Annotated in this window: 13 protein-coding genes; 7 read left to right on the forward strand and 6 right to left on the reverse strand. The window is 41.2% G+C overall.

What is annotated here, in order from left to right; translation table 11 throughout:
* Positions 1-482: 482 nt before the first annotated feature.
* Positions 483-1127, forward strand: a complete 645-nt coding sequence (locus tag AB4135_RS21230) for a sigma-70 family RNA polymerase sigma factor (RefSeq protein WP_371995418.1) — start codon at positions 483-485, stop codon at positions 1125-1127.
* Positions 1120-1788, forward strand: coding sequence for a ChrR family anti-sigma-E factor (locus AB4135_RS21235; protein ID WP_371995419.1), 669 nt, complete (start codon positions 1120-1122; stop codon positions 1786-1788). The genes AB4135_RS21230 and AB4135_RS21235 overlap by 8 nt, the downstream gene beginning before the upstream one ends.
* A gap of 55 nt (positions 1789-1843) precedes the next feature.
* On the opposite strand, the gene AB4135_RS21240 is transcribed toward AB4135_RS21235, so the two are convergent.
* Positions 1844-3454, reverse strand: coding sequence for a mechanosensitive ion channel family protein (locus AB4135_RS21240; protein WP_371995420.1), 1611 nt, complete (start codon positions 3452-3454; stop codon positions 1844-1846).
* 506 nt (positions 3455-3960) lie between these two features.
* On the opposite strand from AB4135_RS21240, the gene AB4135_RS21245 reads away from it, so the two are divergent.
* On the forward strand, positions 3961-4134 hold the full coding sequence (locus AB4135_RS21245; protein ID WP_220737454.1) for a hypothetical protein: 174 nt from the start codon (positions 3961-3963) through the stop codon (positions 4132-4134).
* Positions 4135-4349: 215 nt separating this feature from the next.
* Here AB4135_RS21245 and AB4135_RS21250 read toward each other — a convergent pair whose 3' ends face one another.
* Positions 4350-5273, reverse strand: coding sequence for a 1-aminocyclopropane-1-carboxylate deaminase/D-cysteine desulfhydrase (locus AB4135_RS21250; RefSeq protein WP_371995421.1), 924 nt, complete (start codon positions 5271-5273; stop codon positions 4350-4352).
* Positions 5274-5493: 220 nt separating this feature from the next.
* Between AB4135_RS21250 and AB4135_RS21255 the strand changes: the two genes are divergently transcribed.
* The gene (locus AB4135_RS21255; RefSeq protein WP_371995422.1) at positions 5494-5901 is read left to right on the forward strand and encodes a YccF domain-containing protein; all 408 of its coding nucleotides are present in this window, start codon (positions 5494-5496) and stop codon (positions 5899-5901) included.
* Here AB4135_RS21255 and AB4135_RS21260 read toward each other — a convergent pair.
* The 3 genes from AB4135_RS21260 to AB4135_RS21270 all read right to left on the reverse strand — a co-directional run bounded on the left by AB4135_RS21260 (position 5898) and on the right by AB4135_RS21270 (position 8529).
* On the reverse strand, positions 5898-6668 hold the full coding sequence (locus AB4135_RS21260; RefSeq protein ID WP_371995423.1) for an alpha/beta fold hydrolase: 771 nt from the start codon (positions 6666-6668) through the stop codon (positions 5898-5900). The genes AB4135_RS21255 and AB4135_RS21260 overlap by 4 nt on opposite strands.
* Positions 6668-7666, reverse strand: coding sequence for a M14 family zinc carboxypeptidase (locus AB4135_RS21265; RefSeq protein WP_371995424.1), 999 nt, complete (start codon positions 7664-7666; stop codon positions 6668-6670). Before AB4135_RS21265 ends, AB4135_RS21260 begins: the two co-directional genes overlap by 1 nt.
* An 80-nt stretch (positions 7667-7746) precedes the next feature.
* Entirely contained in the window at positions 7747-8529 is a 783-nt protein-coding gene (locus AB4135_RS21270) for a substrate-binding periplasmic protein (RefSeq protein ID WP_371995425.1), read from the reverse strand.
* A gap of 309 nt (positions 8530-8838) precedes the next feature.
* Between AB4135_RS21270 and AB4135_RS21275 the strand changes: the two genes are divergently transcribed.
* Entirely contained in the window at positions 8839-9066 is a 228-nt protein-coding gene (locus tag AB4135_RS21275; protein WP_371995426.1) for a PGPGW domain-containing protein, read from the forward strand.
* A gap of 272 nt (positions 9067-9338) precedes the next feature.
* The gene (locus AB4135_RS21280; protein WP_371995429.1) at positions 9339-10301 is read left to right on the forward strand and encodes a cytochrome-c peroxidase; all 963 of its coding nucleotides are present in this window, start codon (positions 9339-9341) and stop codon (positions 10299-10301) included.
* A gap of 77 nt (positions 10302-10378) precedes the next feature.
* Here the strand turns inward: AB4135_RS21280 and AB4135_RS21285 are convergent, their stop codons facing one another.
* Entirely contained in the window at positions 10379-10738 is a 360-nt protein-coding gene (locus tag AB4135_RS21285) for a DUF6508 domain-containing protein (RefSeq protein ID WP_371995427.1), read from the reverse strand.
* A gap of 368 nt (positions 10739-11106) precedes the next feature.
* Between AB4135_RS21285 and AB4135_RS21290 the strand changes: the two genes are divergently transcribed.
* Positions 11107-11319 carry a hypothetical protein gene (locus AB4135_RS21290; protein ID WP_371995428.1) on the forward strand — a complete coding sequence of 71 codons (213 nt, stop codon included), beginning with the start codon at positions 11107-11109 and terminating at the stop codon, positions 11317-11319.
* Positions 11320-11559: the final 240 nt, after the last annotated feature.

An 11559-nucleotide genomic window follows, 5' to 3' on the forward strand; every position in this document is an offset into this window, starting at 1 on the left:
TTACAATGTTTCGCCAAAAACATTGATCTCAATAACATAACCCCGTGCCGTGAATTTAACATGGTTCCTGTGCTGGCTGAAGATACTGTGTTCAGGGCTTTGAAGTTTAATGGGATTTAATAGTAGGTTCATTGCTCCAAGCTGAAACTTAACACCTACATCAATGTAAGTAAGGTATTGATTGCCAAGAATGTACATTCCCTTTGGTAAAATCAATATCACAGAGCAAAGTCTATGCTCTTATATTTAAAGTAGCCCATCATAGAGGACTTTATACTAGGCCAATTCGCAATCGTACTCTCGTAAAAGAGAGCAACCATCTCTAGGTTAGTACGTCTAGAATTCAACAGGCACAATGCCTTTGAAAGAGGCATATTCAGATAGAACGAATAGTTGTGATCCATTTCAAACCAACCTGCGTACTGGTATCCACTAGTCAATAAAACAATATTTTGGCGATATTGATAGGCAGAGTGAAAAAAATGCAAAATATTCAATCACAAAGTTTCCAAAGTCGTTATGCTAAAGGGTATGTTCCTTTCAAAAAGCCTTATATGGAAGAATCAAACTCAGAGCTGCAGGCGCAGCAACTTAAAGAGAAGCTCGTTAACGTGGCGCATACACGTTGTAAACGAGACTACGGCGAATTATTTAGTTTTTTTGCACCCAAAATATTAGCATTTGGCAATCAAAGATTGTCTACCCAAGGGTTAGCCATGGATCTTGTGCAAGAGACCATGACGGCAGTTTGGACCAAAGCACATCTTTTTGATGCCGATAAAGGAGCCGTGACAACCTGGGTGTTTACCATAATGCGTAACCGCTGTTTTGATATGTTGCGAAAAGTCCAACATAACAAAGAGGACACGGTTAGTGATGACATCTGGCCTATCTTTGAAACTGTAGAAGAAAACGAACCAGAAGATCACATACTCACCAACAAACTCATGCAACATGTTGAGGAGCTTCCTCCCTTACAACAGCAGGTAGTAAGAGGCATTTACCTACAAGAGTTAAGTCAACAGGAGCTTGCGAGTAAATTAAATGTGCCATTAGGTACAGTAAAATCAAGGTTAAGATTAGGCTTGGTCAAACTTAGAAGTATTTTGGAGAAACATCATGATTAATTACCATCCAAATAACGACATGTTATTAGAACATGCTAAGGGTAACCTCAACCTTGCTATGGCAACGGCTGTATCTGCACACTGCGAAATATGCCCTCAGTGCCAAAAAGTGCTTGCTGAGATGACTCAGTATCAAGCAGATACTGCTTTGGCTAAAACCGATAGTTCAGCAGAAGATTTTGAAACCAGTATTGATTTAGACGATATGCTGGCTTCTATAATGCAGCTTACCCCGACATCAACCGCTAAGCAGCGACTTCCGCAACACGCTATTGTTTCAGTTAAAGGTCATGAATTCAGTTTACCTACAGCCTTTAGACAGCAAGCAGATCAAACATGGAGTGGCATAGGAAAGATTAGTCGAATGCGACTCGATACAGAAAAAGGCCCCTCTAGAGCAAGCTTACTTCATATTGATGCTGGCGGGGAAATACCTGAACATACTCATCAAGGTACAGAGATAACGCTACTGCTTGAAGGCCATTTTGAAGATGAATTTAACCGCTACGGCCCTGGTGATTTTATTGTACTTGATGGCGAGCACCAGCATTCACCAAAAACTAAAGAGGGTTGTCTTTGCTATACAGTGGTTGATGCACCATTGCATTTCACCAAAGGAATTAGCAAGCTTTTGAATCCAATTGGCGAGCTAATTTATTAGTCAGCTTAAAATAAAAAAAGGCCGCTAATTGCGGCCTTTTTATTACTCATTTGCTTTATTCTGGTGCAATAGGAACCACAGGTACAATACGTGAACCATGCTTAACCACTGTATTCATAATTCCAAAATGAAGTTCTTCTGACACCAATTGGAACTCTGCAAAATCCGTTGTACCAATATAGGCAAAAACATTTAGTTGCAGCCCATGTAAACCAAACCCCTTAAAAGTCACCCTCAATGGTGTTTCATCCACTTTGGCATGCTTTACAAGTAAGCTCTTTATATCGTCTATAATCCCATGTAACTGCTCGGTATTAGTTTTATAATCCAACCTAATATCGGTTTTAAAACGGATTTTCTCTCGTTCAGATATATTCTCGATATCCATCTCAGATAAACGCGCATTAGGCACATTTATCACGGTTCTATCAATGGTTCGAATACGTGTACAGCGCAGGCCTATCTCTTCAACCGTGCCGGTAATGGTACTGAACCGCCCCACATCGCCTACTCTTATTGGCGCTGAAGAGTATAAAGTTATGGTACCAATAAAGTTTTCAATCGACTGTTTAGACGCTAAGGCAATCGCTACGCCACCAATGCCTAACCCGGCAAGTATCGTTGATGCATCAAAGCCCAGATGTTCAAGCCAGATCAAGATAGTCAGAGCGACGAGAATCACCCTTATAAAATTAGCTAGCGGCCGTAACAGCGATGCGGTTTGGCTCTTGCCTTGATTAATCCAACGTAAGCGTAAACTGTTTTGCAATACGTCGGTCAAACTCCAAATAAACCAGATAATTGCAATAACCAAAAGAAACCCAGTGTTAACAACCGCCATAACATTTGCCGAAAGCGTGGTGTTAGCCATCCAAGCACGGTCTAGTAATAGCGCTAATAACAAGCGAGAAGGCCCTACAACCAAATGGGCTAAATCAGCTTTGTATTGATATTGGCTGCGAAGAATGAGCTTTTTGGCAAGCCAAGTCAGAGGAATAACGACCAATAATGCTAGAACAAGATAGCTGATAAGCAGCGCCCATTCCCACAAATTCAGTTTAAACAGGTGCCCTTGTGGAATATTTTGTACGTACCACTCAACGATGGGGCCATAACCAAGTTCGCTATATAACATTGGTACTTTAGCGACTGTTGCATTAGAGATTTTCCAGATTTTGCCAAGTTGCTTATCGGGGACTTTTTGCAATAAAAGTGTGATCTGATTGCCTTTAACCTCTACACGGCCAAATGCGTCCCGATAATTTGGCAATTGGTCGTCACTTGCACCACTGGGTAAATCACTGATCTCTTCAAGGTTAACCCAAATATTCCGTTCAATGATCGCCACTAATTGCTTTGCGTATTCAGGCCCAAGTTCCTTTGACATCCCATCGGGCAAATAACGTAGATCTAGATACTTCGCTGCTTTATCAAAATCCTGCTCAAATGTCGCCTCAAAGAACCCCTCAATTGTTCCTCGCGGAGTGTCTCTAAACAAACTATCTTTATAGTCATAACTACTGGTTTTGACACTGACTGTATTTGACTTATCTGCTGACTCAACATTCGGTTTAGCAGCGTTAGCAAGCCCTGTTGTAACCGCAGATGCAACAGAAATATTGCTCGCTAGCAATATCAGTCCCAAATAAAAAATAATCCTTGTCATTAATAGACCCCTTTAAAAGCCAACAACTTACAAGCTACATTAAACTTAGCATGGTTTAACATATTGTTAACCCTTAATAATTAACTATATTTACTCTGCAATTTTCATTTAATGTGTTGACAAGTTGTACTAACTGGATATAATCCGCTCAGTTTTAGAGATATACCCTTTTTTGATATACTTTCACCGCCTTCTGTAAAGTCCACGATTCGTCGTTTGATCCCCACATAAGCGTTATCACAACAGGTTCGATCATCTTAATCGGCAGTCATTTTACTGTCATATCTTTATGTTTTACTTCGTTGCAGCTTGAGAATAGTTCAGTATTTGTGATCTTAGCGACATATTCGTTAACAATACTGGGTACCAAGCCACTTGTATAAGCATAAAAAGATGAGTAATCTCGAATGGAACTTAAATTCATCTTTCGCGAAAATGCTAAGGATATTCTATCGTTATAAAACACTACCAATATTGGTAGCATTAATAAAAAGGAGTGTGACCATATGTCATACCTAGTAAATGGACATGAAATTACCGTTAACTTTCCAGTAGACTCAATTTCTGTCAACAAATCATCAATCGCCTTTACTGACAGTCAAGGTAAAAATAGACAGACTTTTTCAAAGCGTACTGAAGCGCTTAAATTTATGAAGTGGTTATTGTCTTCAAGTAAGTAAGTTTTAATCTGTAGTACCGACTTTTCGATACATTTCCTCTCACTCGTATCGATAGTTTGTCTTCATAGGCAAACGAATAGGACTGAAACATATTCAGCTATTTAGTTAACTTCATTTGGTTCAGGCTTTACCTCAGCTCAGGTAAATCGCCTAACCAAGTGGATACCCACCCTCTCAATGATAAATCTCCCCCGAATCAGTAAATCATAATGATACTAAGTTGCAGGATACTTACGTTGATATCGCGGTAGCATTGTCGCATTCCCCAATAAACCACCTTGATGTATATAAAGAATATTTGCGTTTTCATTATCTGATAACAGCTTTTCTACGCACATCCACCCTTTTGGATCATACAAGAGTTCAAACTCAATTCCTTGCTCGGCAACTTTTTGCCAAATCTGATAAAACTCTTTGTACAGTTTTCCAAAATGATATTTTTTGTCTGTTTTCACCATTTGCGGATGCAACGACGGATCTGCAATTAATTCTGAAAATTGCTGAGAAAGATAGTTTTCATCACCAACACAAGCACAGGTTTTAACCGATATTTCAGTAGTTTTGAGTGAGAAGTATTCACTCAAAAAAACAGCCGTTGTACCTGTTCCTGACGGCAGAAAGACGGTTAACTCTGTCAATTCACTCAGTGAATACCAATCCCATATCTCTTTAGCCAGTTGATGTACTCCTTCCCTAGCATAAAAGCAGCGCCCGCCTTCAGGGACAAACAGTGCTTGCTTGTCAGCAGGAAGTACCACTTGCTCTATATATTCTCGACAAGTCCGGTTTCCTCTGTCCGTAATTAGCGATAAATCAATAACATTCGCACCATTTGCTACGGCTTCCACATAATTGCCCTTTTCAGAACTCAGTACTTGTGCCGCGATATGGTCGGTATAGAAATCAAGTTTCCAACCGTTGAGTTTTGCCAGAGCAGACATTGAGTAGAGAGAGTTCGCCACAGGTGAGCCATAACCAACTAGTCGTGAAACACAGGGGAACTCATGGTTCAAAAAGTAGGCGAATTTCCGCGCTTTGTTTCCAGAAAACTCTTTATGTAACAGGTCATCTCTCTTAACAAAAATACGACTTCCGTTATATTCAATACTATCTATCGGTGTGTTGATTAACACAGGCATTCTCATTAAACCATGGAAGGGTAATTGTAACCCTTAACAGTATCGAGTTCAGGCTATAGCGGTGCAAAATACCACTTTTTAGTGGCTTTGATTAATCCTACTCATTCAAAATAGCCATAAACAACGATAAAACAACAACTTAAAATATGGCATGATAATGGCATTATTATAAGTTGGGTCATCGAGATTGATGACTAAATTTTATTTTGAGGGATCTTAAATGGCAGTATTGCGCTTAGTGTTTAACATAGCTTGGTTTATTTTAGGTGGCTTCGTAATGGGTCTTGCTTGGTGGTTTGCCGGCTTACTTTGTTTCATCAGCATTATCGGCATCCCTTTCGGTAGAGCCTGTTTCGTCATTGGAGAGATGACATTTTGGCCATTTGGCCAAGACTCTGTAAACCGTCGCACTCATACCGGCATGGAAGATCTAGGCACAGGCGCATTTGGCACCGTCGGTAATATAGTTTGGTTCTTACTGTTTGGGATCTGGCTGGCCATTGGCCACATCATGCACGCCTTTGCTTGTGCCATTACCATCATAGGGATCCCGTTTGCATTACAGCACCTAAAACTGGCAATTTTGAGCCTTACGCCCATCGGTCAAACCGTTGTAGCCAAAGCTTAGTTCGTTGACAATAACAGATGCTTCAACTGCCTAGCGAGCGTAGTTGAAGCGTCTAAGCTGATATCATGTCCTGCTTCGTCAAACTCAATGAGCTGACATCGGTAATGCTTCGCTATTGCCATACTGCAACTTGGCGAGACCAACTTATCCTTGTTGCCACTAAACACAAAAATGGGTTGTTGTAGAGAATCACAACATTTAAATCGTGCACAAGCCCACAACTGCCGAAACACATTCAACAATCTAACACGACTTTCTAGCCTCAATGCACTCCATTGTTTAGCGATTGAGAGATTCTCACCATTGCAATCACTGGACAATTTAAGTGCAGTGGCTTCTAACCAATGAACCTGATCGCATTTGACCCTTGTCCGGTATGCCCTTAATACCGCAGCGATACTAAAACGCGCGTGCCAAGGAGACAGATTGGCGGCACTGGCATTAATAACAACAATTTTGCTGACTTTTTCGGGGGCTAAACGTGCCATTTCAAGGGCTATCATTCCCCCCATTGAAAGCCCTATTATATTGTTATCATTGCCCTCCAATTGCTCCAATAACGCACGGGCATATGCCGTAATGGTTAACGGGCTATTCTCATGACTGAACTCACCGTTACCTAAACAGTCGAGTGCGATAACATCAATATTAAGCGCTATTACTGCAGCAAATAGAGACTCAGAAAAATCTTGCCAATGACGTTTGTCACGCATCAAACCGCGTACCAGTATCCACTTAGGGTTGTCATTGTTAAGCACTATATCCATCAGCGTTGAAACCAACGCTTAAAAGCGACATGATTCTGTTTTATTAGCATTTCTTGACTCATACTCTCCAATGCGCGACTAGCCGCTAAATCCATTAAAAAATGCATTAAAACAGTATGCTTGCGTAGTGCCCTTAGCTGCCGGTGCTGCTTTTGTGGATTGAAAAAACCGGCAAAATTGAACACTTGCCGGGGGTTTTTCTTAACCCAAATCCAGGAGCCCATCTCTAGTGTTAATGGTAAAAAAGGCTTATCAGTTTTTGGCATAGTAAGGTAATCCCAAATATCACCGTGAGTACGATAGATTAAGCTTTGAGGTGAAAAACTATAGTGACTATGATGCGGGTAACTTGCTTGATATAACTGCTCTAAATAATGGATCCGTCCTATGTTTTGCATCGGTTTGTTAGAACCTGCAAATGGAAACCAGATGTGATCGGTCATACCAAAACCTGAATGTGCATCTAAGGAAATAAGGCTAGAAGCATTGGCCTTAAGTTGTTCAACATACTGGATCAAAGCTTGCGTTTCTTGCTCTACCCCATGTCGTCCCCTATACCAAGGCAGATGAGATGATAGTTTTTGCCCACCAACGAGAAAGGTAACCTTTGTTTCCGCCTCTATGGGAGCATTTCGCATTAAATCCACCCGCTGTCCATTGCAGCGTGTACCGTTTTGTAACCCGACAGGATTAACAATAGGAACAAAAGCGAGCTTAATTTGGCTTAACAGCAGCTGCAACTGACTGTCCCACTCAAGCCTAGATAGAATACTTTCAAGCAATGCCATTATTACCTGAATGCCAATGACCTCGACGCCATGCACGCCTCCAACAAATAATACACAGGGTACGTCAGCCTCCTTTGCTCCCAACTCAGCACTAATAACGGGATAGCTATGGTTTTTGAACTCCAGCTTAGTCAAGGTTCTAGCATGTAACTGCGGATAGCGATCAATCAAGTCCACTAATGTGTGTAACTCAGTAGGCAATGTTTCCATGATTAAATGCAGCATGAGTGAGGTTAAGGGAATAAAGTAAGCGGCTTATAAGACAGATTGAAGTCACGCAGATGACAAAGCTACTGCGGCATGTTCTGTTTTAGTATTTTATCTACATCTATTTTAGCCAAGCCTTGATTAAAAAGATCGCGCCACTTCTTACCTTCTTCATTGTTTTTGAAGGCAATATAAAGCTCTTTGTGGGTCAAAATATGTTTATTTAACTGTACTCGGCTGGCAACAGGCTTCATATCAGGTTGTGCGAGTAAATACCCCAGAACATAGGTATCGATAACGGCAGCATCTATGCGCCCTGAAACCACTTTTTTAATATTATGGATATCTGAAGCGACTGTTTCAGCTGGCTGTACACCTTGGGCTATCATTTTATCGAGTTGCTCGGTGTTAACGTACCCTTGGACTACGCCAATGGTGTACTGATTAAGGTCACTCTGATTTGACCAACTAATAGGGTGACGTTTTTGCTCAACCAACCCCAAAGGGCTACTGCCCATTGAATTTGAAAAGACGAATTTTTCTGTTGGGTAAGCATATTCAGGTAGATAACCAGAGTATTTGGAATCAGCTCTCGAAGCCATTCTCACAGCACGGCTCCAAGGATAGAAATCAACCTGAACTTTATGGCCTACCGCTTCTAATGCCGCACGAGTAATCGCAATACTTGCCCCCTCATTTTTCAACTGACTGCCAGCATAAGGAGGCCAATGCAAAGAGGTTAAATACAGAGTGTCCCCATAACTAAAAGATGATGCGCTGCTTAGCAACAAAAACAGCGTAATCCATCGATGTTTGCCGACAACATCAGCAATCCTTTGAATATAGGTAAAAATATTATTACACATACTGAGTATTTAGCCTCCTTCGCCTTCTATCTCGCAGCATTAACATTCACTGGCCTACCAAAGATTCTAGTCAATCATAGCGATATCACCAAGAATAGCGCTTCAACCCCCTAAATGGCACTCGATAGAGTAGCGTAACACTCCAAGACTCAGAACTTATGCACAGCTAAATCAAAGAAAGGAATTGTTACAGTTGCTTTTACCTATCATTGGAGATCAGGCATATACTCAGTAAGTGCAATTAACATACAAAGCCTTAGTCGCAGGTGCTGAATGTTAGCCACCCTCAACGAATCACAGGAGAAGCTAATGCTAAAGAAAACACTTATTACAGTCGTTGGTGGAGTATTGACCTTAACAGGCGCGGCGCTAATCATACTGCCAGGCCCAGCTTGGTTGCTGCTACCTATTGGGTTAGCGGTGTTAAGCTTAGAATACACTTGGGCGCGGTACTGGCTCAAAAAAAGTCAAAACCACATGAGCAATACCGCTCGCTGGCTTGATAGGAAGATTTTACTACGCAGATTGAAACGATAATAACCAGTGTGTTATCTCACTGTTTTATGCGTAATAGACTCTAAGCACAAACGTGACACTCTACAACTGAGGCTTATTTACCCTAGCAAGCTAAATTGATTTCTACTGCGACTAAGATCCCATTAAATTAATCCAATCCAGCGATAGTCCCAATCGATTCATATAGTTATCTTGAATAAAAATAATCACTTAATATAACCCCAACAAATAACCATACACAAAGTAAGTTTATAGGGGCGCCCATGACCAAATTATCAATTCTTACTATCGCCATGACTACTGTTTTTTCTGCTACTACATTTGCTGCAAGCGAACCTATCGAGATAATACCCGCAGCAGTAATCACCAACCCTGAAAAAGTAGAGCTCGGTAAAATGCTATTTTTCGAACCTAGACTATCGAAGTCAGGTTTTATCTCTTGTAACTCTTGCCACAACTTGTCACTTGGCGGCGTCGATGCTTTGCCAACGTCAATCGGACATAACTGGCAACAAGGGCCTATTAACTCCCCTACCGTACTAAACGCAGAATATGGATTGGCACAATTTTGGGATGGACGAGCAAAAGATCTTAAAGAGCAAGCCGGTGGTCCTATCGCTAACCCTAAAGAGATGGGCTTTAGCCACGAACTGGCAGTAGATACTATTCGTTCAATGCCTGCTTATCAGGCGCGATTTGCGAGCGTTTACCAGAACGATAGTATTACGATTGAAGAGATCACCGACGCCATCGCAGAATTCGAAAAAACACTTGTCACACCAAATGCTCCCTTCGATAAGTTTTTACTTGGCGACAAAAGTGCTATCAGCAGCGATGCTAAAGCGGGCTATCAGTTATTTAAAGACAAAGGGTGTGTGAGTTGCCATAACGGCCCAGCGGTCGGTGGCACTATGTATATGAAGATGGGACTTGTTAAGCCTTTCCACACCAATAACCCAGCTGAAGGACGAAAAGGGGTTACCGGTAAAGAGGCCGACAAGTTTGTGTTCAAAGTACCGACCCTAAGAAATATTGAACTGACCTACCCGTACTTCCACGATGGCAGTGTTTGGGAATTGGCAGAAGCTGTAAATACCATGGCTGATATCCAGTTAGGTCAGGCGTTAACTGAAACGGAAACTAAGCAGATGGTGTCATTTTTAAATTCCTTAACCGGTGAGCAGCCGCAAATAGTGTTACCTATTCTGCCGCCATCGACAGCAGATACACCTCGCCCAGTGCCATTTGCGGATTAACCTCTTCATTAAGTTAAACCCTAAAAGCAAAAAAGCCGCATTATGCGGCTTTTTTAAATTCACAGTTTCAACCTAATTTACATCGCGGGCTGAAACGATAGCACTCTAAAACGCTCTACAATGGCGTTTAATACACCTTGCTGACGCATATTACTGAGTACCCCAGGACTAAACCTGTCTAAGCGAGACATCGCTGTGACCAACAGCTGACACTCATATAATGTGGCATCTGCTATATATTCAGGGCGGTCAACCATATAGCTATTGTTGTACCAGTCATCCCATTTAAATGTTTCAAGCAATAAGCCATCACGGTCTAGTTCGGCAACAAACTCTTGTAAACGCTTGTCTGAAACAAAATGATTGCCAATAACAAGATCTTGAGCATACTCTTTATATAGTCCAGCTGCGTAGCTCTGTATTGTTGAGTTGTTCATACTATACCTCCGTTTAGAACTGGCCTTATGCAGCTCTTTAATTAGAGAAGACTATTTATGTAGATAATTGATATCTGCATAAGGCATACCAGTTTTTAATGAGGTTATTCTAATTGATGCTTGCTGAACGCAAACTTAACAACGACATATCGCTGTTAAGTGCTTATAAAACAGGCTGTAAAGTGCTATCTCTGCAATTTACACCAAGCTAAAAAGTTTCGGTTTTATAAAAAATGGAACACGGTTCAAGCCTATCTATGCAGGTTATTGCTCAACATTCACATGATTTTTCATAGTTGTTTGCAATATGCTAATGCAAGCTGCATTGACTATACTTAGCCGTAATGAATAACAGCGTTGAGCCTACTATGAAGTTAAAAATCAGCAGTATTCTATTAATACTACTTGCAATAGTGATTAGTAGCGGCTCTGTGTATGCATCTGAAAAACATGATAAAAGCTACAAACATAAAGGCAAAAACAAGCAGCAAACACTGCCCTATGGCCTGCAAAAGAAAGTGAATAGAGGCGAACCACTACCGCCTGGCTGGCAAAAAAGCTACAGCGGGGCGACAGGCTAAGTGACGATCTATTCTCACGTGGAAAAGTAACATCACCTATCGACTCCAATGGGAATGTTGTCATCGATATCGATGATGTGCCAATTAAGGTCAATAACAAAACTCGAGAAATCATCGATATTTTAATCAAAGACAATTAGGGGTTGTTGATCTTTCACGGTTGTTTTTGCCGCAGTTTATTGGCTATTTTGACAAGGCGGAGGCTATGCCGTTTAGTTATTCTCCACAAATAGTCTACAA

The sequence above is a fragment of the Shewanella sp. 10N.286.54.B9 genome (assembly GCF_041468565.1).
GTDB lineage: Bacteria > Pseudomonadota > Gammaproteobacteria > Enterobacterales > Shewanellaceae > Shewanella.